Source organism: Methylobacterium oxalidis (assembly GCF_007992195.1).
Taxonomy (GTDB): Bacteria; Pseudomonadota; Alphaproteobacteria; order Rhizobiales; family Beijerinckiaceae; genus Methylobacterium; species Methylobacterium oxalidis.
Genome location: NZ_BJZU01000080.1, coordinates 1 through 21,097, shown reverse-complemented (window position 1 = coordinate 21,097; position 21,097 = coordinate 1). Strand labels below are relative to the sequence as shown.

General features: G+C 72.6%; 22 protein-coding genes. 11 read left to right on the top strand and 11 right to left on the bottom strand.

The genetic code is table 11. The features are described from left to right. The 5 genes from MOX02_RS19005 to MOX02_RS18985 all read left to right on the top strand — a co-directional run. Nucleotides 1–963 (top strand): carboxyl transferase domain-containing protein (locus MOX02_RS19005; RefSeq protein WP_280525339.1); only part of this gene is annotated, 963 nt, incomplete at its 5' end. A gap of 8 nt (nucleotides 964–971) precedes the next feature. After that, nucleotides 972–2,945, top strand: a complete 1,974-nt coding sequence (locus MOX02_RS19000) for an acetyl/propionyl/methylcrotonyl-CoA carboxylase subunit alpha (RefSeq protein ID WP_147027371.1) — start codon at nucleotides 972–974, stop codon at nucleotides 2,943–2,945. After that, a complete protein-coding gene (locus MOX02_RS18995; protein WP_147027370.1) occupies nucleotides 2,942–3,445 on the top strand; it encodes a MaoC family dehydratase in 504 nt (167 codons plus the stop codon). Before MOX02_RS19000 ends, MOX02_RS18995 begins: the two co-directional genes overlap by 4 nt. Nucleotides 3,446–3,447: 2 nt before the next feature. Further along, nucleotides 3,448–4,332 carry an HpcH/HpaI aldolase/citrate lyase family protein gene (locus MOX02_RS18990; RefSeq protein ID WP_147027369.1) on the top strand — a complete coding sequence of 295 codons (885 nt, stop codon included), beginning with the start codon at nucleotides 3,448–3,450 and terminating at the stop codon, nucleotides 4,330–4,332. Between the two features lie 85 nt (nucleotides 4,333–4,417). Next, on the top strand, nucleotides 4,418–5,863 hold the full coding sequence (locus MOX02_RS18985) for a sensor histidine kinase (protein ID WP_147027368.1): 1,446 nt from the start codon (nucleotides 4,418–4,420) through the stop codon (nucleotides 5,861–5,863). Between the two features lie 6 nt (nucleotides 5,864–5,869). On the opposite strand, the gene MOX02_RS18980 is transcribed toward MOX02_RS18985, so the two are convergent. Continuing rightward, nucleotides 5,870–6,142 carry a DUF6356 family protein gene (locus tag MOX02_RS18980; RefSeq protein WP_147027367.1) on the bottom strand — a complete coding sequence of 91 codons (273 nt, stop codon included), beginning with the start codon at nucleotides 6,140–6,142 and terminating at the stop codon, nucleotides 5,870–5,872. A 196-nt stretch (nucleotides 6,143–6,338) separates the two neighbouring features. Between MOX02_RS18980 and MOX02_RS18975 the strand changes: the two genes are divergently transcribed. Both MOX02_RS18975 and MOX02_RS31360 read left to right on the top strand, forming a co-directional pair. Continuing rightward, nucleotides 6,339–6,845 carry a YidB family protein gene (locus tag MOX02_RS18975; RefSeq protein WP_147027366.1) on the top strand — a complete coding sequence of 169 codons (507 nt, stop codon included), beginning with the start codon at nucleotides 6,339–6,341 and terminating at the stop codon, nucleotides 6,843–6,845. Between the two features lie 203 nt (nucleotides 6,846–7,048). Beyond that, nucleotides 7,049–7,222 carry a hypothetical protein gene (locus MOX02_RS31360; RefSeq protein WP_170267926.1) on the top strand — a complete coding sequence of 58 codons (174 nt, stop codon included), beginning with the start codon at nucleotides 7,049–7,051 and terminating at the stop codon, nucleotides 7,220–7,222. Nucleotides 7,223–7,238: 16 nt separating this feature from the next. Here MOX02_RS31360 and glxR read toward each other — a convergent pair whose 3' ends face one another. The 5 genes from glxR to MOX02_RS18950 form a co-directional block, all read right to left on the bottom strand. Continuing rightward, nucleotides 7,239–8,132, bottom strand: coding sequence for a 2-hydroxy-3-oxopropionate reductase (glxR, locus tag MOX02_RS18970; protein ID WP_147027365.1), 894 nt, complete (start codon nucleotides 8,130–8,132; stop codon nucleotides 7,239–7,241). 26 nt (nucleotides 8,133–8,158) lie between these two features. Beyond that, the gene (locus tag MOX02_RS18965) at nucleotides 8,159–8,929 is read right to left on the bottom strand and encodes an HpcH/HpaI aldolase family protein (protein ID WP_147027364.1); all 771 of its coding nucleotides are present in this window, start codon (nucleotides 8,927–8,929) and stop codon (nucleotides 8,159–8,161) included. Nucleotides 8,930–8,956: 27 nt separating this feature from the next. Then, nucleotides 8,957–10,318 carry a glucarate dehydratase gene (gene gudD, locus MOX02_RS18960; protein ID WP_147027363.1) on the bottom strand — a complete coding sequence of 454 codons (1,362 nt, stop codon included), beginning with the start codon at nucleotides 10,316–10,318 and terminating at the stop codon, nucleotides 8,957–8,959. A gap of 113 nt (nucleotides 10,319–10,431) precedes the next feature. Continuing rightward, nucleotides 10,432–11,325: a LysR family transcriptional regulator gene (locus MOX02_RS18955; RefSeq protein ID WP_147027362.1), complete on the bottom strand. Its 894-nt coding sequence runs from the start codon at nucleotides 11,323–11,325 to the stop codon at nucleotides 10,432–10,434. Between the two features lie 82 nt (nucleotides 11,326–11,407). Beyond that, nucleotides 11,408–12,730, bottom strand: coding sequence for an MFS transporter (locus MOX02_RS18950; RefSeq protein WP_147027361.1), 1,323 nt, complete (start codon nucleotides 12,728–12,730; stop codon nucleotides 11,408–11,410). 322 nt (nucleotides 12,731–13,052) lie between these two features. On the opposite strand from MOX02_RS18950, the gene MOX02_RS18945 reads away from it, so the two are divergent. Both MOX02_RS18945 and MOX02_RS32690 read left to right on the top strand, forming a co-directional pair. Further along, nucleotides 13,053–13,340, top strand: a complete 288-nt coding sequence (locus MOX02_RS18945) for a hypothetical protein (RefSeq protein ID WP_147027360.1) — start codon at nucleotides 13,053–13,055, stop codon at nucleotides 13,338–13,340. A 328-nt stretch (nucleotides 13,341–13,668) separates the two neighbouring features. Next, the gene (locus MOX02_RS32690; RefSeq protein ID WP_280525338.1) at nucleotides 13,669–13,803 is read left to right on the top strand and encodes a hypothetical protein; all 135 of its coding nucleotides are present in this window, start codon (nucleotides 13,669–13,671) and stop codon (nucleotides 13,801–13,803) included. Between the two features lie 23 nt (nucleotides 13,804–13,826). Here the strand turns inward: MOX02_RS32690 and MOX02_RS18940 are convergent, their stop codons facing one another. From MOX02_RS18940 to MOX02_RS18925, 4 genes are read right to left on the bottom strand one after another with little or no spacing between them, the layout of a single operon-like run. Then, nucleotides 13,827–14,729, bottom strand: a complete 903-nt coding sequence (locus MOX02_RS18940) for an alpha/beta fold hydrolase (RefSeq protein WP_147027359.1) — start codon at nucleotides 14,727–14,729, stop codon at nucleotides 13,827–13,829. Further along, the gene (gene leuD / locus MOX02_RS18935; RefSeq protein WP_147027358.1) at nucleotides 14,726–15,337 is read right to left on the bottom strand and encodes a 3-isopropylmalate dehydratase small subunit; all 612 of its coding nucleotides are present in this window, start codon (nucleotides 15,335–15,337) and stop codon (nucleotides 14,726–14,728) included. Before leuD ends, MOX02_RS18940 begins: the two co-directional genes overlap by 4 nt. A 3-nt stretch (nucleotides 15,338–15,340) precedes the next feature. Beyond that, nucleotides 15,341–16,771, bottom strand: a complete 1,431-nt coding sequence (gene leuC / locus MOX02_RS18930; protein ID WP_147027357.1) for a 3-isopropylmalate dehydratase large subunit — start codon at nucleotides 16,769–16,771, stop codon at nucleotides 15,341–15,343. Between the two features lie 60 nt (nucleotides 16,772–16,831). Next, complete coding sequence (locus MOX02_RS18925) at nucleotides 16,832–18,184, bottom strand: dicarboxylate/amino acid:cation symporter (protein WP_147027356.1); 1,353 nt, start codon at nucleotides 18,182–18,184, stop codon at nucleotides 16,832–16,834. 211 nt (nucleotides 18,185–18,395) lie between these two features. On the opposite strand from MOX02_RS18925, the gene MOX02_RS18920 reads away from it, so the two are divergent. After that, nucleotides 18,396–19,391: a LysR family transcriptional regulator gene (locus MOX02_RS18920; RefSeq protein WP_147027355.1), complete on the top strand. Its 996-nt coding sequence runs from the start codon at nucleotides 18,396–18,398 to the stop codon at nucleotides 19,389–19,391. Between the two features lie 88 nt (nucleotides 19,392–19,479). Further along, nucleotides 19,480–20,466: a catalase family peroxidase gene (locus tag MOX02_RS18915; protein ID WP_147027354.1), complete on the top strand. Its 987-nt coding sequence runs from the start codon at nucleotides 19,480–19,482 to the stop codon at nucleotides 20,464–20,466. Between the two features lie 26 nt (nucleotides 20,467–20,492). Here MOX02_RS18915 and MOX02_RS18910 read toward each other — a convergent pair whose 3' ends face one another. After that, a complete protein-coding gene (locus MOX02_RS18910) occupies nucleotides 20,493–20,969 on the bottom strand; it encodes a hypothetical protein (RefSeq protein ID WP_147027353.1) in 477 nt (158 codons plus the stop codon). Nucleotides 20,970–21,097 lie beyond the last annotated feature (128 nt).

Genomic DNA, 21,097 nt, shown 5'->3' with positions numbered 1-21,097 from the left:
GGGCCGCCGCTCGTGCGGGCGGCGACCGGCGAGGTGGTGACGGCCGAGGAGCTCGGCGGCGCGGACGTGCACACGCGCCTGTCCGGTGTGGCCGACCACGAGGCCGCCGACGACGCGCACGCGCTCGCCATCCTGCGCCGGATCGTCGGGACGCTGGACCCGCCGGCCCGGCCGTCCGGGGTCGGCGCGCCGGTCGAGCCCCGCCACGACGCGGGCGAGCTCGACGCCATCGTGCCGGCCGACCTGCGCAAGCAGTACGACGCCCGCGAGCTGATCGCCCGCATCGTCGACGGGTCGGAGTTCGACGAGTTCAAGCGGCTCTACGGCACCACCCTGGTGACGGGATTCGCGCGACTCTGGGGCATGCGGGTGGGAATCCTGGCCAACAACGGCATCCTCCACTCGGAGAGCGCGCTCAAGGGCGCGCACTTCATCGAGCTCTGCTGCCAGCGGCGAATCCCGCTCCTGTTCCTCCAGAACATCGTCGGCTTCATGGTCGGGCGCGAGGCCGAGGCCGGCGGGATCGCCCGAAACGGTGCCAAGCTCGTCACGGCGGTGGCCACGGCCGCCGTCCCCAAGCTGACGCTCCTCGTCGGCGGATCCTATGGCGCCGGCAATTACGGCATGTGCGGCCGCGCCTACGCGCCCCGCTTCCTGTTCTCCTGGCCGAATGCGCGCATCTCGGTGATGGGCGCCGAGCAGGCGGCGAGCGTGCTCGCCACCGTCCGGCGCGAGAACGTCGAGGCCGCGGGCGGGAGCTGGAGCCCGGCCGACGAGGAGGCGTTCAGGCAGCCCATCCGCGCCGCCTTCGAGGCGGAGGGCTCGCCCTACTTCGCCACCGCCCGCCTGTGGGACGACGGCATCATCCTGCCCGAGGAGACCCGGCGCGTGCTCGGGCTGGCGCTCTCGGTCTGCCTCAATGCTCCGGTCGAAGAGACGCGCTTCGGCCTGTTCCGGATGTGAGGCGGGCGATGGCGAGCCGCCCCATCACCTCCGTCCTCGTCGCCAACCGGGGCGAGATCGCGGTCCGCATCCTGCGGACGGCCCGGCGCCTCGGGCTGCGCACCGTCGCGGTCCACTCGGAGGCCGACCGGGACGCGCTCCACGTCGCCCTGGCGGACGAGGCCGTGGCCATCGGTCCGGCGCCGGCCGCGGAATCCTACCTGCGGATCGACCGCATCGTCGAGGCGGCCGTTCGGGCAGGCGTCCACGCGGTCCATCCCGGATACGGCTTCCTCTCCGAGCATCCCGGCCTCGCGGAGGCCTGCGCGGCGGCCGGCCTCGTCTTCGTCGGGCCACCCGCCTCGGCGATCCGGGCCATGGGCCTGAAGGACCGCGCCAAGGCGATCGTGGCCGCCTCCGGCGTCCCCGTTGTCCCGGGCTGCGAGGGCGAGACGGCCGCCGAACTCGGCGCCGAGGCCGACGCCCTCGGCTACCCGCTGCTGATCAAGGCGGTGGCCGGCGGCGGCGGGCGCGGCATCCGGCGGGTCGACGCGCCCGAGGATTTCGCGGCGGCCTGCGAGGCCGCAGGCCGCGAGGCCGAGAGCGCCTTCGGGAACGGGCGCCTCCTCATCGAGCGTTGCGTGCCGAGCCCGAGCCACATCGAGATCCAGGTCTTCTGCGACGCTCACGGGAACGCCGTCCATCTGTTCGAGCGCGAGTGCTCGCTGCAGCGGCGCCACCAGAAGGTGGTCGAGGAGGCGCCGGCACCCGGGATGCCGGAGGCGGTGCGCCAAGCCATGGGGCGGGCGGCGATCGAGGCGGCCCGCGCGGTGGGCTATGTCGGGGCCGGCACGGTCGAGTTCATCGCCGAGGGCGACCGCGCGCTCGCGCCCGACGCGTTCTGGTTCATGGAGATGAACACCCGCCTCCAGGTGGAGCACCCGGTCACCGAGGCGATCACCGGCCTCGATCTCGTGGAGTGGCAGTTCCGCGTCGCCTCCGGGGAGCCGCTCCCGCTGGCGCAGGACGCCGTGGCGATGCGCGGGCACGCCGTCGAGGCGCGGCTCTACGCCGAGGATCCGGCCGCGGGTTTCCTGCCCTCGACGGGACGGCTCCACGTGCTCCGACTGCCCGAGGGCGAGGGCCTGCGCGTCGATGCGGGCTTCCGCGAGGGCGACACGGTCGGCCCGTTCTACGACCCGCTCATCGCCAAGCTGATCGCGCATGGGCCGAGCCGGGCGGAGGCCGTCGCCCGCCTGCGGGCCGCCCTTGCGGATGCCCGCGTCGCCGGCCCCCGGACGAATCTCGGCTTCCTGCGCCGGCTGACCGCTTGCGAGGCGTTCCGCGCCGGCCGCTACGACACGCAGACGATCGCGCGCGACGAGGACGCACTGGCGGGCACCGGCGCGGCGATCGACCCGGCCTGCCTGCGCCGCGGCGTCCTCGCCCTGCTCGAACGCGACCGGCCGCCGGCCACGGGCGGCGCGGCCTCGCCGTGGGACCGGGTCGACGGCTTCCAGCTCGGCGCCGCGCGCCGCCAGGTCTGGCCGCTCCGCATCGACGGCCGGCCGGACGCGGTGACCCTGGTCTGGCCCGAGCCTGGGACGGGCGGGGACCCGGAGATCCACCATCGCGGCGCCGCTCTGCGGGCGGGCGAGCCGGGAGCGGCAGAGGTGATCGCGACGGATCTCGGCGTCCTCGTCCTCGGCGCGGACGGTCAGGTGTGCCTCGAAGCGCCCGATCCGGCGGAAGGCGCCGGCGAGCGGTCCGAGGCGGACGGCGCTGTGACCGCCCCCATGCACGGCCGCATCGTCGCGGTGCTCGTCGCCCCCGGCGACCGGGTCGTCCGCGGGCAGCGGCTCGGCATCGTCGAGGCCATGAAGATGGAGCACACGCTCACGGCGCCCTACGAGGGCACGGTCGCGGCGGTGGACGCCCGGCCCGGCCTGCAGGTGGCGGAGGGCGCATCCCTGTTCACCCTGACGAGAGAGGCGAGCGCATGACGGACCGTCCGGCCGGGCCGCCGCACCCCCGCGGCGGGCTCTTCTACGAGGATTTCGTGGTCGGCACGGTGGTGTCCCACCGCCTCACCCGCACGGTGACGCAGATGGACAACATGCTGTTCTCGAACATGACCCTCAACCCGCAGCCCCTCCACATCGACGCCCATTTCTGCGCCACGGAGACCGAGTGGGGCCGGCCACTGATGAATTCGCTCTTCACCCTCGGGCTGATGATCGGGATCTCCGTCAACGACCTCACGGTGGGGACCACCATCGCCAATCTCGGCATGACGGAAGTGCGCTTTCCCGCCCCCCTCTTCGAGGGCGACACATTGCGCGCCACTACGGAGATCGCGGGCAAGCGCGTCTCGCGCTCGCGCCCCGACGCCGGCATCGTCGACTTCATCCATCGCGCCTACCGGCAGGACGACGTGCTCGTGGCCGAGTGCCGCAGGCAGGCCTTCATGCGCCGGCAGCCCGGCCCGGCCGGAGAGGGATGAGGATGCGCTCGCTGCTGTTCGTGCCCGCGGACGCGCCGCGCAAGCTGGAGAAGGCGCTCGGCAGCGGGGCCGACGCGCTCATCCTCGACCTCGAGGACTCGGTCGCCGCGAGCGGGAAGGAGACGGCCCGGCGGCACGCCGCCGCCTTCCTCACGGGCCTCGGGGACCGGGGCGGGACCCCCCTGCTCTACCTGCGCGTCAACGGGCTCGCGACGGGCCTCGCCGACGACGACCTCGCGGCCGTGATGCCGGGCCGGCCGGACGGCATCGTCCTGCCGAAGGCCATGCTCGGCCGGGACGTCGACGCCCTCGCCGCGCGGCTCGCCGTGCACGAGGCCGAGGTCGGGATCGCGGACGGCGCGACCCGGATCCTGCCGATCGTCACCGAGACGGCCCGCGCGGTGCTGGCGCTGTTCGGCGCCACGCGAGGCAGCGCGCGCCTGAGCGGCCTCGCCTGGGGCGCGGAGGATCTCTCGGCCGACCTCGGCGCGGAGACCAACCGGGACGGGTCCGGCGCCTGGACGGGGCCCTACCGCCTCGCCCGCGACCTGACCCTGCTGGCGGCCGCTGCGGTCGCGGTCGACGCGATCGACACGGTCCACGTCGCCTACCGCGATCTGGACAGCCTCGACCGCGCGTGCCGCGAGGCGCGCCGGGACGGCTTCTCGGCCAAGATGGCGATCCATCCCGCTCAGGTCCCGGTGATCAACGCGGCCTTCTCGCCGACGCAGGCCGAGCTCGCCGAGGCGCGGGCGGTGGTGGCCGCCTTCGCGGCCGCCCCGGGCGCGGGCGCGATCGGCCTGGCCGGCGAGATGCTCGACCGGCCCCACCTGCGCCGGGCCGAGCGGCTGCTCGCCCGCCGGGCACGCGCACCCGGCCGGCCTTGACCTCCGCCCCGACCTTCGCTTTGCCCCATTGTGCGCGATACCGGCCGGCGCCGTCCGCCGCCTCGAAGCGAGTCCCGCCCCTCTGATGCACAGGCTCCTGATCAAGCTCGGCCTGCGGTTCGAGCAGCCCGCCGAGGAGGCCGAGTTCGTCCGGCGCTTCACGCTCGACGACCTCGCGCGCACGCAGGCCGCGATGCTGCTCGGCGCCTTCGTCTACTGCGCCTTCTCCGTCTGGGACTGGATCCTCGACCCCTCCGTCTGGACCACGACCCTGGCGATCCGGCTCGCGGTGGCCCTCCTGGTCCTTCTGCCCCTGACGGCGGCCCTGCGGTTCGAGCGGGCCAAGTCCTGGGCGGAGCCGATCTACCTCGCCTACTGCGCCGTGCCGGGATGCGTGCTCAGCCTGATCTACCTCCTGCTCGAACCCGGCTTCGACCATGCGGCGGCGGGCATGATCATCGTCATCCTGTTCGTCTCGACGCTGCTGCCCCTGCGGCTGACCTCGCTCGCGCTCTTCTGCGGCCTGACCTGGCTCGTCTTCGTCGTCAGCGAGTCCTTCGCCGTGCACGAGCGCGCGGGCATGCGCTTCGTGAACAACTTCGAGATCGGGATGGCCTACGCGCTCTCGCTCTACGCGGTGGGCGCGCGCGAGTACCGGGCGCGCCGCCAGTTCCAGACGGAGCGGGCGCTGCGCTCGGAGAAGGAGCGCTCGGAGACGGCTTTGGCCGAATTGCGCGACGCGCAGGCCCATCTCGTCCAGGCCGAGAAGCTCGCCTCGCTGGGCCAGCTCGTGGCCGGCGTCGCCCACGAGATCAACACGCCGATCGGGCTGGCGCTCACCACCTCGACGGCCGTCGAGAGCGACCTGAAGCACTTGGCGCTCACCGTCGAGTCCGGTCAGGTCCGGCGCTCCGACCTCAACCAGGCGGTCGCGCGGCTGCGGGAGGGAATGGGGCTGATGTTCGCCAACCTGACCCGCGCGGCCGACCTCGTCCACAGCTTCAAGCAGGTCGCGGTGGACCAAGCCAACGAGGAGCGGCGCTCCTTCGCGGTCGAGCCCTGGTTGCGCGAGCTGATGAGCACCCTCGGGCCGCTGCTGCGCCGGAAGGGCCACGCACTGGACATCCGCTGCGAGAAAGGAATCGTCCTCGATTCCTACCCGGGCGCGCTCGCGCAGGTGATCAGCAACCTCGCGCTCAACGCCGTCGTCCACGGCTTCCCGGACGGGCGGTCGGGGCACCTCGACCTGTCGGTGACGCGTGAAGAGGGCGGCCTGCACCTCGTCTTCAGCGACGACGGCGTCGGCATCCCGGCCGAGAACCTGCAGAAGGTGTTCGAGCCGTTCTTCACGACGCGGCGCGACCGGGGCAGCACCGGGCTCGGCCTGCACATCGTCTTCAATCTCGTGGTCTCGACGCTGCAGGGGCGGATCGAACTCGCGAGCGCGGCCGGCCAGGGCACCCGCTTCGTGATCAGCCTGCCCCTGTCCCTGGAGCAGGCCGGCGCGGCCGCGGAGGTCGAGCCCGTCTGAGCGGCCTCACGCCACCCGGTCCGCTCCGCCCGCGAACAGATCCGGCTGGTGCAGCCGCCCGGAGGGGCAGGCGGCGCAGCGCTGCGTCATGCGCGCGTGCAGGCGCTTCACCGACCCGCTCGCCGTCGCCTCGAACAGGAAGGGTAAGACCGCGTGCACGAAGGCGGCGAGCGCGGCGCCGAGCAGCGGCACGGCGTAGCTGAGCGACATGCGCATGTGCTGCGTGTAGCTCTCGCCGAGGGAGGACGGATGCTCCGTGAACAGGCGCGTGAGATCCATACTCTTCCCCCTGCGCTGAAGACCGCGTCGGTCGAGGCAGCAAGGGTCGGGCCAGCATGGTTAACAGGGTGTCAACGGCACCGGGGGCGGCGCCGCCCGAACGGGTCGCGAGCCTCGCGCGTTGCATCGGCGCCGACGCGGCTCGGCATCCGGGGAGCGAGGCCGCCGGCCACGCTCACGCGACAGGAGGCAGGAGATGAGTGACGGCTACCCGTCGATGACGGCCCTTCTGGGCCTGCTCGCCCTCGCGGGCTATCAGAATCGGGACAAACTCGCCGAGCTGTTCGGCGGCGCGCAAGGGAACGCGGCGCCCGCCGGCGCCCCCGGCGGGCAAGTCGGTGGCCCGCCCGGTGGTCAGGCCGGGGCGCAGGGCGGGCTCGGCGGCCTGGGTGGCCTCCTGGGCAGCCTCACCGGGGCCTCGGCCGGGGGCGGCGCGGGAGGCTTCCTCCACAGCGGGCTCGGCGAGATGCTGGAGCGCTTCCAGCAGGCCGGGCACGGCCAGACCGCGCAATCCTGGGTGAACTCGGGGCCGAACCAGGAGATCAGCCCGCAGCAGCTCGAGACCGCGATCGGCCCCGACGTGCTGGCAACCCTGACGCAGCGCACCGGCCTGTCGCGCGACGAACTGCTCTCGCGCCTCTCCCGCGAGCTGCCGCAGGCGGTCGACCGCTATACGCCGGACGGCCGGGTGCCGGCGCGCTGAGGCGGGCGCGACCCCATACCGAGGTATGGGGTCGCCAAGCGAGTGTCTGACTGACCCGCTCGCGGTGTGTGATACGTTACATCCACCGCGTCAGACATCTCCCGCGCCCGCTTCGTGAAGCGGGCGCGGGTTGCTCACCCGGCCCCGCCGATGAGGGCCGGGGACGGCGCGGCACGCCATCGTTCGAGCGAGGGAGCAGGGCCATGCTGGCTTCACTTGAGGACGCGCGCGGCGAGGAGGAGGCCGAAGCCGGCATCGACCTGATGCTCGGCGGATCGGAGCGCCAGCGGCCCTGGCCGAGCGTCGCCGACCTCTTGCGGATGGACGAGGACCAGCGCGTCGCCTGGGAGCGCCTCATCGCCGAAGCGCTCTGCTGACCCATCCAGCCTGAGTTCAGCCGGCCGCCTGCCCGAGCTCGTGGCCGGCCATCAGTTCCAGGGCGCGCACCAGGGCCGAGTGATCCCAGCCCCGGCCGCCATGGGCGGCGCAGGTGTTGAACAGCTCCTGCGCGGTCGCGGTGTTCGGCAGCGGCACGCCGAGGGCGCGGCCGTCGTCGAGGGCGAGGTTCAGGTCCTTCTGGTGCAGCTCGATCCGGAAGCCCGGCTCGAAGGTGCGCCTGACCATGCGCTCGCCGTGGACCTCCAGGATCCGCGAGGCGGCGAAGCCCCCCATCAGCGCCTCGCGGACGCGGGCCGGATCGGCCCCGGCCTTCGAGGCGAAGACCAGGGCCTCGCCCACCGCCTCGATGGTCAGCGCCACGATGATCTGGTTGGCGACCTTCGTGGTCTGCCCGTCGCCGTTGCCCCCGACCAGCGTGATGTTCCTGCCCATCGCCTCGAACAGGGGCTTCGCCCGGGCGAAGGCCGCCTCCGGCCCGCCCACCATGATGGTCAGCGAGCCCGCCTTGGCGCCGACTTCGCCGCCGGAGACCGGCGCGTCGAGGTAGTGGCAGCCGAGCGCCTCGATGCGGCGCGCGAAGTCCTTGGTGGCGAGCGGCGCGATCGAGCTCATGTCGATGACGAGCTTGCCGGGGCTCAGGCCCTCGGCGACGCCGCCCTCGCCGAACAGCACCGCCTCGACCTGCGGCGTGTCCGGCACCATCGTGATCACGATGTCGGCCTCTTCGGCCACCGCCCGCGCGCTGTCGCAGGCGCGACCGCCTGCCGCGATCAGCGCGTCCGGGACAGGCCGCGAGCCCGATTTCAGGACGAGGCTGTGCCCGGCCTTGATGAGGTTCTCCGCCATGGGCCGGCCCATGATGCCGAGCCCGATGAATCCGACGTTCATGCCGTCTCCTCCCCTGTGGCCGGCGCTCAGGCGCCCGCCCGGAACCGGGCGGCGAGCGCCTCGGTGCTGCGCGCCAGAAGGCCCATGTCCGAGCCGACCGCCGTGAAGCGGGTGCCGGCCGCGATGTAGCGCCGGGCCAGATCCTCGTTGGCGGTGAGGATGCCGGCGGCCTTGCCGGTGCGCACGATCCGCCGGATCGTCTCCTCGACCACGCGCACCACCTCCGGATGGTTCTGCTGGCCGAGATGGCCGAGGCTCGTCGAGAGGTCGCCGGGCCCGATGAAGACGCCGTCGACACCCTCGACGCCGGCGATCTCCTCGAGGTTGTCGAGGGCGCGGCGCGACTCGATCTGCACGGCAACGAAGATCTCGGCCTCGCAGCGGGCGTGGTAATCGGGGATGCGGCCGAAGCGGGCGGCGCGGGGCGCCTGCGAGAAGCCGCGCACGCCGCGCGGCGCGTAGCGGGTCGCGGCCACGGCCCGGCGGGCCTGGTCGGCGTCGTCGATGTTCGGGATCATCAGCGACTGCGCGCCGGTGTCGAGGATGCGCTTGATCGTGATCGGCTCATCGCTCGGCACCCGCACCATGGCGGAGGCGCTGCCCTCGCCCATGGCCTGGAGCTGGCCGTAGATGTCTCGCAGGTCGTTGGCGGAGTGCTCCATGTCGAGGAGCAGCCAGTCGAAGCCGGAGCCGGCCACGATCTCGGTGGAGATCGGGCTCGCCAGGCTGCACCAGAGGCCGATCTGCTGGCGGTTCTCGGCGAGCGCCGCCTTGAAGCGGTTCTTGAGGATGTCCATCGGGGTTCTCCGGATACGGGAAGAGGCTCAGCGCACCAGGCAGGGGCGCTTGTTGTCGAAGGTCCAGCCGGGGATCAGGCACTGCATCGCCGCCGCGTCGTCGCGGGCGCCGAGCCCGTGCGCGCGGTAGAGGGCGTGCGCCGCCTCGACCTCGGCCCAGTCGATCTCGATGCCGAGGCCGGGGCGCTCGGGCACCCGCACCAGCCCGCCGCGGATCTTCAGGGGCTCGCGGGTCAGGCGCTGGCCGTCCTGCCAGATCCAGTGCGTGTCGATGGCGGTGACGCGGCCCGGGGCGGCGGCCGCGACGTGGGTGAACATCGCGAGCGACACGTCGAAGTGGTTGTTCGAGTGCGAGCCCCAGGTCAGCCCATGGTCGCGGCAGAGCTGCGCCACCCGGACCGAGCCGGCGAGCGTCCAGAAATGCGGGTCGGCGAGCGGGATGTCGACGGCGCCGAGCTGGATCGCGTGGTTCATCTGCCGCCAGTCCGTGGCGATCATGTTGGTGGCGGTGGGCAGGCCGGTGGCGCGGCGGAACTCGGCCATGATCTCGCGGCCCGAGAACCCGTCCTCGGCGCCGCACGGGTCCTCCGCGTAGGCGAGCACGTCGCCGCGCCCCTTGCAGAGGCGGATCGCCTCCGCGAGCGACCACGCCCCGTTGGGGTCGAGGGTGACGCGGGCCTGCGGGAAGCGCTCGTGGATCGCGGTCGCGGCGGCGATCTCCTCGTCGCCGGAGAGCACGCCGCCCTTCAGCTTGAAGTCGTTGAAGCCGTAGACCGCGTGGGCCGCCTCGGCGAGGCGGGCGACGGCGTCGGGCGTCAGCGCCTCCTCGTCGCGCAGGCGGAACCAGCCGTCGCGGGCCTCGGGCTCGCGGTAGGGCAGGTCCGTGCGGCGGCGCTCGCCCACGTAGAACAGGTAGCCCAGCATCTCGACGGCGTCGCGCTGCTGGCCCTCGCCGAGGAGCGCCGCCACCGGCACGTCGAGGAACTGGCCGAGCAGGTCGAGGAAGGCCGATTCGATCGCGGTCACCGCGTGGATGGTGATGCGCAGGTCGAAGGTCTGGAGGCCGCGCCCGCCCGAGTCGCGGTCGGCGAAGCGGGTGCGCACGGCGTTGAGCACGCCGTTCCAGGCGCCGAGCGGCTTGCCGAGGACGAGGTCGCGGGCATCCTCCAGCGTGCGGCGGATGCCCTCGCCGCCCGGCACCTCGCCGAGGCCGGTGGCTCCCGTCGAGTCGGTCAGCACGACGAGGTTGCGGGTGAAGAAGGGGCCGTGCGCGCCGCTGAGGTTGAGCAGCATGCTGTCGCGGCCGGCCACCGGCACGACCCGCATCTCGGTGATGGTGGGGGTCGACGACAGGCCGCGCGCGGCGGGGCGGAGGGCTTGCGTGAGCATGGGCGTTCCTCGGGGCAGATGCGGCGTCTGGCGCGCCGCCTTGCCCTCGTTCTACCCGGCCCGTTCAATGCTGGTCCAAGCCAAAGGCTGGATCGATCGATGCGCGGCAAGCATCAATCCGGGGCGCCGAGGCCCGCCACGACGGCGAGCAGCCGGCCGAGGAGCGGGTCGTCCTGCTCGCGCCGCCAGGTCAGGAACAACTCGGCCGGGCGGGCCTGCGGCAGCACGAGGGGGCGGAAGGCCACCGCCTCGAAGCGCAGGCACTCGGCCGCCGCCGGAACCAGCGCGAGGCCGAGCCCGGCACGCACCAGCGCCAGGATCGAGTGGATCTGCGTCAGTTGCTGGCGGACGCTCGGCTGCACGCCGGCCTCCGCGAACAGCGTGACGACGAGGTCGTGGAAATAGTGCGCCTCGTGGGGCGCGTAGGCGATGAAGGGCGCGCCCGCGAAGTCGGAGAGGGTGAGCGCGTCCCGCGTCGCGAGGCGGTGGTCGGCGGGGAGCGCGGCCACGAGCGGTTCGGCGAGCGCCAGCGTCGCATCGAGCTCCGGGTGCGTCACGGGCGGCCGGATCAGGCCGGCGTCGATCTGGCCCGAGAGCAGCCCCTCCACCTGGTCCTTCGTCACCATCTCGCGCAGGGACAGCATCACGTCGGGCAGCGCCTCCCGGCAGGCGGTGACGAGGCGGGGCAGGATGTCGTAGGCCGAGGCCGCGGTGAACCCGAGCTTGAGCACGCCGGAGCGCCCGGCCGCCACCTGCCGGGTGACGTGGGTCGCGGTCTCGGCGAGGCGCAGGATGTGGCGCGCCTCGGGCAGGAAGCTGCGGCCGGCCGCGGTGAGCCGCACCGATCGGCTCGTGCGGTCGAGGAGCTGCACGTCGAGGATCCGCTCCAGCACCTGGATCTGCCGCGAGAGCGGCGGCTGGGTCATGTTGAGGCGGGAGGCCGCGCGCCCGAAATGCAGCTCCTCCGCGACGGCGACGAAGCAGCGGAGCTGGCTGAAATCGAGCATCGGCGTGTCACCGGAACGGGAGCGGCCGCGGGACGAGCCGCGGCCGCGCTGGAGATGCCCGATCAGAGAGGGAAAGTGCGGCTCAGCGCAACTCCACCCGCCGGATCTCGCCCACGATGACGAGGTAGCAGAGCACCGCCACCAGCGCGTTCAGCCCGACGAAGACGAGGGCGCCGTTGAACGAGCCGGTCTGCTGAACGATGTAGCCGATCACGATCGGGGTGGTGATGCCGGCGGTGTTGCCGAAGGTGTTGAACAGGCCGCCCGAGAGGCCGCCCGTCTCCCGCGGGGAGGTGTCCGACACGACCGCCCAGCCCAGCGCCCCGATGCCCTTGCCGAAGAAGGCGAGCGCCATCAGCCCGACCACGAGGGCGTCGGCCTGCACGTAGTTGCAGCCGATGATGCTCATGGAGAGCAGCATCCCGCCGACGATCGGGATCTTGCGTGCCGCGGTGAGGGAGTAGCCCCGCTTCAGGAGGAGGTCGGAGAGGTAGCCGCCGAGGATGCCGCCGATGAAGCCGCACAGGGCCGGCAGCACGGCCGCGAAGCCCGCCTGCAGGATCGAGAGGCCGCGCTCCTTCACGAGGTAGACCGGGAACCAGGTGAGGAAGAAGTAGGTGAGCGTGGTGATGCAGTACTGGCCGATGTAGATCCCGAGCAGCATGCGGTTCGAGAGGAGCTGCAGGATCGTCCGGCCCGCCTGCGACTGCGGCTTCGCGCCCTGGCCGTCCATGTCGAGCAGGGCGCCGCCCGCCTCGATATAGTCGCGCTCGGCCTGGTTGATGCCCGGATGCTCCTTCGGCCCGTGGACGACCTGCGTCCAGAGCAGCGCGAAGGCGATGCCGAGCGCCCCCATCAGCGTGAAGACGTGGTGCCAGCCGAAATGGTGGACCACCCAGCCCATCAGCGGCGTGAACAGCACCGTGGCGAAGTACTGCGAGGAATTGAAGAAAGCCGAGGCGGTGCCGCGCTCGCTCGTGGGGAACCACGCCGCCGTGATCCGGGCATTGGCCGGGAAGACCGGCGCCTCCGAGAGACCGACGAGGAGCCGCAGGGCGAACAGCACCACCACCGCCGTGAAGCCCGCGAAGAACCCGACCATGCCCTGCAGCAGGGTGAAGGTGGACCACAGGAGGATCGCGCCGGCATAGACCCACTTGGCGCCGAACCGGTCGAGGAGCCAGCCGCCGGGCAATTGCGCCAGGACGTAGGACCACGCGAAGGCCGAGAAGACGTAGCCCATCGCCACGGCGTCGAGACCGAGATCCTTGGCGAGGGAGGGGCCGGCGATCGAGAGCGTCGCGCGGTCGGCGTAGTTGATGGTGGTCGCGATGAACAGCATCGTGACGATGACGAGCCGCACGCGGCTCCGCCTCGCCGCGGTCATGGCCAGACCGGCGCTCATGGGCGTTCTCCTCGGGTGGTCCGCCCGGCTCTTGCCGTGACGGGCGCCGGCCATTCTCTCGGGCTCCCGGAGGAACCCATCGGCGGCCATGTGCGAGGATCAGCCTAGGAGGGCGCGGGGCCCTGGGTCCAACTCAAAGCCTGGATGGATCGATGCCGAACGCGCATCGATCACCGCCGCTGGAAGGCGAAGCGCGCATGCACGTGGGGCCGCCTCGGTGCGGTAGGAAGCGGTGCGGACCGGGCCCGATGCGGCCTCGGCGTGCCTGCACTACCCTCAGGCGGACCCGGCGAGGCCGCCCGGACGGGTACGGAGGATTCGCATGAGGTTCGCACCGCTCGCAGGACTGCTCGGCGTGGCCTGCCTCTCGGGCGCGGGCGACGCCCTGGCGCAGGCCGGCCGAGAGGTCCCGATCGAGCAGGATCTGCGGCGCGAGGAGCTTCTGGAGCGCCGTCTCGACCGCGACCGGCCGCCGCCCGTCGACCCGAACGTCACCCCGGACAACCCGGACGGGGTGGTCGGCTTCGACGGTCCCCCCGGCATCCCGGAGGACAATATCGGCGACGGGCCGCTGCCGCCCGGCTCGCCCGCCGATTCGGACGACGACTGAGGCCGGGTGCCGGCGCGGCGAAACGATGCCCCGCCGAACCTGAGGGGGCGGTAGCTCCGGCGGGGCGGGCCGGGCCGCGAGGGCCGCCCGGCAGCGGACTCATCCCAGACGCCGGCGGCCCCGGCAATCATACGAGCGTATGGGTGTGCGGCCGAGAGAGGCTCCGCCGCACGGGCACGTCGCACGCGCGTGCCGAACGGCACCGGAACGGCGCCCTTCCGCGTGCGCCAGCGCATCAGAATCGATCCGCATCCGTGGTCCTCTCGGTGCAACGCAGGGCATCGGCAAGCAACCGAGCGCATTCGCACCGGGGCGGTGGGAGCACGCGATGGCACTCTGGAGGATATGGCACGGCGATAAGATCATCTCGGTCGTGATGATCCTGACCTTCCTGCTGACGGCCTTCCTGATCTTCAGCCTGGCCGTCCTCGGCGTCGAGGTCTTCGCGCTGCTGCGGCATTAGGAGGCGGCCCCGATGCTGAAGGGTCACCCGAGGAAATCGTCGAGCGCCGCGAGCACGAGGTCGGGCCGCTCCTCCTGCAGGGTGTGGCCGCAATCGAGCGGGTGGCCCCGCACGTCGCCGGCCTTCTCGCGCCAGGTCGCGAGCACGTCGTAGGTCCGCCCGACCGTTCCCTTCGCGCCCCAGAGGGCCAGCAGAGGCGCCTCGATCCGCCTGTCCGCGTCCGCGGCGTCGTGCTCGAGGTCGATGCTCGCGGCGGCCCGATAATCCTCGCAGATGGCGTGGCGCGTCGCCGGATCGCGGTAGGCGCGCAGGTACTCGGCGAACAGGTCCGGGCTCGGGCTGCCGGGCGTCTTCGACTGCCCCTCGACGTGGGTGCGCAGGAAGAATTCCGGGTCGGCGGCGATGAGGCGCTCGGGCAGCGGCTCCGGCTGGATCAGGAAGAACCACCAGAAATAGGCTTTGGCGAAGGCCATGTCGGTGCGCGCGTACATGGTGGCGGTCGGCGCGATGTCGAACAGCGCGAGCCGCGTCACGGCCCGGGGATGATCGAGGGCGAGCCTGTGCGCCACGCGCCCGCCGCGGTCGTGCCCGACGACGGCGAAGCTGTCGTGGCCGAGGGCCCGCATCACCGCGACCGCGTCGCCCGCCATGGCGCGCTTGGAATAGGCCGCGTGCCCGGGGCCGCCCGGCGGCTTCCCGGAATCGCCGTAGCCGCGCAGGTCCATCGCCACGACGCGGAAGCGGCGGGCGAGCGCGGGCGCGACCGCAGCCCAGGTCGCGTGGGTCTGCGGGTGGCCGTGCAGCAGGAGCACGGGCGGCCCGGAGCCGCCGACCGAGGCCCGGATGCGGATGCCGGCGGCGTCGACGTCCTGCAGGGTGAACCCTTCGAGGAAGGGGTCCGGTACGGGCTGAATCGGCGCCGTCATCGGGCGAGCCAGGGCCGGGCGGCGTGGTGGCGCGCCTCGAAGGCGCGGATCTCGGCGGCACGGTCGAGGGTCTGGCCGATCGCGTCGAGGCCCCGGACGAGGGCGTCCTTGCGCGAGGGCGGGATCTCGAAGGCGTGGCGCGTGCCGTCCTCGGCGAGGATGGTCTCGCCTGGCAGGTCGACGGTGAGGCGGTTTCCCTCCGGGTCGGCGGCGCGTGCCAGGAGGGCGCTCACCGCGCCGGGATCGAGGCTGACGAGAAGGAGCCCGTTGTTGGCCGCGTTGTCGGCGAAGATGCCGGCGAAGGTCGTTCCGATGATCGCGCGGATCCCGAGCTGCAGAAGGCCCCAGACCGCGTGCTCGCGCGAGGAGCCGCAGCCGAAATTCGGGCCGACCACGAGGAAGCGCGTCTCCTCCCAGCCCGGCCGGTTCAGCACGAAGTCCGGGCGCGGCGACCCGTCCGGCGCGAAGCGCAGGTCGTGGAACGCGCCGCGGTCGAGGCCGGCCCTGTCGATGCCCTTCAGGAACTGCTTGGGCATGATCACGTCGGTGTCGACGTTGGCGGCGGGCAGCGGCGCCGCCGCTCCGGTGACGGTGGTGAAGGAGTGCATGGCTCAGATCTCCCGGGCGAGGCGGCGCACGTCGGTGAGGTGGCCGGCCACCGCCGCCGCCGCGACCATGGCGGGGCTCATCAGGTGCGTGCGCCCGCCCGCGCCCTGGCGCCCCTCGAAGTTGCGGTTGGTGCTCGACGCGCAGCGCTCGCCCGGCGCCAGCACGTCGTCGTTCATGGCCAGGCACAGCGAGCAGCCCGATTGCCGCCACTCGAACCCGGCCTCCGTGAAGACGCGGTCGAGCCCCTCCGCCTCGGCCGCCCGGCGCACGCTGGAGGAGCCGGGCACCACCATGCCGCGCACGCCCTGCGCCACGCGCCGCCCGCGCAGCACGGAGGCCGCCTCCCGCAGGTCCGAGAGGCGGGCGTTGGTGCAGGAGCCGATGAAGGCCCGCTGGATGCGCACCGATTCGAGCGCCGTGCCGGGCGTGAGGCCCATATAGGCGAGCGCGCGGGCGAGGTCGCGGCGGCGGTCGGCGTCGGGCTCGGCATCGGGATCGGGAACGCGGGCGCCCACCGGCGCCGCTTGGTCGGGGCTGATGCCCCAGGTCACGAGCGGCTCGATCTCGGCGGCGTCGATGCGGATCTCGCGGTCGAACACGGCGTCCGCGTCGCTCCTCAGGCCCGACCAGTGGCGGATGGCGGCCTCCCGGGCATCGCCCTTCGGCGCGCGGGGCTTGTCGGCGAGGTAGTCGAAGACCGCGGCGTCCGGCGCCATCACGACGCCGCGCGCGCCGCCCTCCACCGCCATGTTGCAGATGGTCATGCGGGCCTCAACGGAGAGCGCCGCCACGCCGCTGCCGGCGAACTCCACCGCGTAGCCCGTGGCGCCCGAGGCGCCGATCCTCCGGATCAGCGCCATCACGGCGTCCTTGGCGGTGACGCCGGCGGGCAGCGCCCCGTCCAGGGTCACCCGCATCGTGCGCATCCGCCGGTAGCGCAGCGTCTGCGTGGCGAGGTAGTGCTCGATGTCCGAGGTGCCGATGCCGAAGCCGAGGGCGCCGAGCGCGCCGTAGGTGGTGGTGTGGCTGTCGCCCGCGGCCACGACCATGCCGGGCAGGACGAAGCCGAGTTCCGGCGCGACCACGTGCTCGATGCCCTGGAGCGGGTGCAGCACGTCGAGGAGCTCGATGCCGAAATCGCGGCAGTTCTCGCCGAAGTAGCGCACCTGCCGGGCGCCGCCCTCGTCGGGCATGGCGGCGCCGCGGTCGGGCGCGGTCGGGTTGACGTGGTCGACGACGCCGAGGGCCGCCTCGGGGCGCCACACCCGCCGGCCGGCCTCGCGCAGGCCGCTGAACGCCTGCGGGCTCGTGTACTCGTTGAGCACGGTGCGGTCGACGTAGAGCAGGATCTCGGCGCCGGGCCCGGCGCGGTCGTCGAGGCGGGCGACGGTGTGGCTGTCGATCAGCTTGTCGTAGAGGGTGCGGGGCGGCATCGTACCGGTCCTTGGAGAAGGGAGGCGCGCGGGGGTCCCGCGCGCCGCGTTTCGGTTCGGTCAGGCCGTGACGGGAGCCGGCATGCCGCGGGTGGGCAGGGTTTGCGTCGCGTCGCCGTCGATCGCGTAATCCTCCACCAGGCGGCCATCGAGGACGTCGCGCATCCGGCCGATGTCGAGCTCGCCCTCGATCTTCGCCATCACCACCGCGGCCACCGCGTTGCCGATGATGTTCACGATCGCCCGGCCCTCGCTCATGAAGCGGTCGATGCCGAGGATCAGCGCCATGCCGGCGAGCGGGATGGCCGGAACCACCGAGAGCGTGCCGACGAGGGCGATGAAGCCGGCCCCCGTGATGCCGCTCGCGCCCTTCGAGGTCAGCAGCGACACGCCGAAGATCGCGAGCTGCTGCGTGAGCGTGAGGTCGATGTTGGTGGCCTGCGCGACGAAGAGGGCGGCGAGCGTCATGTAGATGCAGGTGCCGTCCGCGTTGAAGACGTAGCCCGTCGGCACGACAAGGCCGACGACGGATTTCGAGCAGCCGAGGTGCTCCAGCTTCTCCATCAGCGAGGGCAGCGCCGCGTCGGACGAGCTGGCGCCGAGCGTGATGAGCAGTTCCTCCTTGAGGTAGCGCAGGAGCTTGAACAGGCTGAACCCGGCCCAGAGCGAGACGAGGCCGAGCACGCCGAACACGAAGATCGCGCCGGTGAGATAGAAGGTGCCGATCAGGCCGATGAGCTGCCCGAGCGAGCCGAGGCCGAACTTGCCGATCGTGTAGGCCATCGCCCCGAAGGCGCCGAAGGGCGCGAAGCGCATCAGCACGTTGATGACGCCGAAGATCCAGTGCGAGGCGGCGTCGACGAGGTCGCGCAGCGGCCGGCCCGCATCGCCCATCTTGGAGAGGACGTAGCCGAACAGCACGGCGACGAACACGACGGGCAGGATCTCGCCCTTCGTGAGCGCGTCGAAGACCGTGTTGGGGATGATGTTGAGCAGGAAGTCGACCGTGCCGTGCTCCTTGGCGGCGCCGGCGTACTTCGCCACCGCGCCCGCGTCGAGCTTGCTCGGATCGGCGTTCATGCCGGCGCCCGGTCGCACGAGGTTGCCGACCACGACGCCGATGACGAGGGCGAGCGTCGAGAGCACCTCGAAGTAGAGCAGCGCCTTGCCGCCGAGCCGACCCATCTTCTTCATGTCGCTCATGCCGCTGATGCCGGCGACCACGGTGCAGAAGATCACCAGCCCGATGACCATCTTGATCATCTTGATGAAGGCATCGCCCAGCGGCTTCATGTCGATGCCGACGTTGGGCGCCGCGTACCCGACCGCGACGCCGAGCAGGATGCCGGCGACGACCTGGACGTAGAGGCTCTGGTAGAGCGGTTTCGCGCGACTGTCCGCAGCCCGCAGCATGGCGTTTCTCCCGGTTCGTTCTTGGTCGGGCCGCCGTCCTGACCCGAGGCCGGGGCGGTCCTGCCTCACAGGGCCAGAGGGCGCCGGGGAAGGCCAATGCCGATGTTGCATCGGGTGATGCCGGGGCGCCGTTGACCGCCGCCCGGGGGGCCGCCATCCTCGCCGGCCCGGGTCTCGGAACGGCCGTCGTCCCGGCGGGAGGGCTCGACGGATGGACGCGGCCTGGCTCGAGGATTTCCTGGCGCTGGTCGATCTCGGGCATTTCTCGCGCGCGGCCGAGCAGCGCTGCATCACCCAGCCCGCCTTCAGCCGCCGGGTCCGCGCGCTCGAGGAGTGGGTCGGGGCGCCGCTCTTCACGCGGGACGCCGCGCCGGTCGCGCTGACGCCGGCCGGCGAGCGCTTCCGGCCCGTCGCCGAGGAGACGCTCCGGCGCCTCTACCAGGGCCGCGAGGCAGCGCGCGAGGCTGGCCGGATGGCGGCCGCCACGGTGCGGTTCGCCTCCACGCAGACGCTCTCGGTCAGCTTCTTCCCGAACTGGCTCCGCACCGTCGAGAGCTTCGAGAGCGTGCAGGGGACGATCCATCTCACCGCCGCGCACATGGCCGCCTGCGAGCAGATGATGCTGCGCGGCGAAGCGCAGTTCCTGCTCTGCCACGACCATCCGCAGACGACGCACATGCTCGGCCCCGACCAGTTCCGGTCGATCCATCTCGGCACCGACCGCCTGCTGGCGGTGAGCGCGCCCCACCCGGACGGGACGGGACCGCTCTTCGCCCTGCCCGGGACCGGGGCGGCGCCGCTGCCGCTCCTCACCTACACGGCCGAGTCCGGACTCGGGCGCATCCTCGCCGGCGCGCGGGCGTCTGCGGGGAGCGAGGCGCGGCTCCGGCCCGTCTTCGCCTCGCACCTCACCTCCGTGCTCGTGGCGATGGCGCGCGACGCGCGCGGGCTCGCCTGGGCCCCGCTCAGCGTGGTCGCCGACGAGCTGGAGCGCGGCCGGCTGATGCGGGCTGCGGGCGAGGAGGACGACATTCCGATCGCGATCCGGCTCTACCGGCCCCGCGCCCGCCAGAGTCCGGCGGCGGAGCGCCTCTGGAGCCTCGTCGCCGGCCGGGACTGGGAGGCGCCGGCGGATACCGGGTCCGACGAAGGGGAGGCACCCGCGGAGCGCCGAGGCGAGCGCGCCGCCGTCACGCCGTCCGAATGATCATTGCGCACAATTTAGAATCGGTCGACACTGTTGTCCTTCGGCCTCGAGGCCGGGCCGCCGCGGCGGCGATCCTGAGAGGGCACCCATGTCACGGTCTCTTCCTCTGCTCGGCGCCGGCCTCGTGGCCGGCTGCCTCCTCGCGACCGGCGCGCCAGCCCAGGACGCGGACCCCGGCGCGATCGTCGACGCCCTGTTCAAGGCTGGCGGCAACCAGCCGAAGGTCCGCGCGAGCGGCGCGAAGGGCGTCTGCGTCAAGGGCACCTTCACGCCGACGCCCGAGGCGAAGGCCCTCTCGAAGGCGCCGCACTTCGCCAAGGCCGTGCCGGTGACGGCCCGCTTCTCCATGGGCGGCAGCAACCCGAAGGTCTCCGACAAGGCCAAGCCCGTGACGCGCGGCTTCGCCATGCGCCTCAGCGATCCGGCCGGGGACATGGTCTTCGTGGTGATCTCGGCGCCCGTCTTCTCCACGCGGACGCCGCAGCAGCTCCTCGAATTCGCGACCGTGCGGGCCCCCGGGCCGGACGGGAAGCCGGACGCCGAGAAGATCAAGGCGTTCGCGGCCGCCAACCCCGAGACGACGCGCCAGGCCGCCTGGCTCAACGCCCGCCCCGTCCCGGCGAGCTACGCCGGCGTCGATTACTGGGGCGTCCACGCCTACACGCTCACCGACGCCAAGGGCGCGGCGACGGTGGTGAAGCTGCGATGGGCCGCCGCCGCCGGCCAGCTCGGCCTGAGCGAGGAGGAGCTGAAGGCCAAGCCCGACAGCTTCTACGCCGACGAGCTGAAGGAGCGCCTCTCCAAGGGCCCGGCGAGCTTCGACCTCGTGGCCGTGCTGGCGGAGAAGGACGACCCGACGAACGACCCGACGGTCCAGTGGCCCGAGGAGGGCCGCAAGACGGTCAAGCTCGGCACCGTCGCGATCACGGCGCCGGAGCCCGACGCCACCTGCGACGCCGCGACCTTCGATCCCGTGGCGGACCTGCCCGAGGGCGTCGCCGGGCCGGCGGACGACCCGATGTTCGCGATCCGCTCGCCGGCCTACGCGGTGTCCCTGTCGCGCCGGACGAACTGACGGCCGGATCCGGAGGCGCCCGCGCCTCAGGCCGGGCGCCGCAGCAGGCGCGGCCGCCAGACGCCGAGCACGACGTTGGCGGTCGCCACCGCGAGCAGCACCCAGAGGGTGGCCCGCTCGGCTCCGAGCGAGTCCGCGAGCGTCGCGGGGTCGACCTGTCCCGCCAGGGCGCCCGCGCTCTGGCGGGCCTCCTGCTCGATCGGGCCCTGGACGCCCACGAAGCCCCACTCGAACAGGATGATGCCGGTGGCGAGCTTCAGCCACGCCCAACCCGCGCTGTGGAAGGCGCGGTTCGCGATGGCGAGGAGGCCCGCGAGCAGCGTCAGCGCCAGGGAGGGCAGGAAGATCCAGGTGGCGATCGCCGCCATCGCGCCGCGGATCTGGGCGTAGCCGGCGAGCGCGCTCGGCGGCGGCGCGACGCTCAGGAGGACGAGCAGGGCCGCCATGGCGCCCATCAGGCCGATGGCGCCCATCGTGTGGAGGAATTTCAGAAGGCGCCGCACGACGTTCCGACCATGCCCCCGGCCGAGAGACCCGATCTGTACAGCATTCGGCACGGGCGGGGGAGCGGAATTCGCTCCTCTATGCTGAACAGGCCCGGCCCTGCATCACGCCCTTTGCTTCGGCAGCT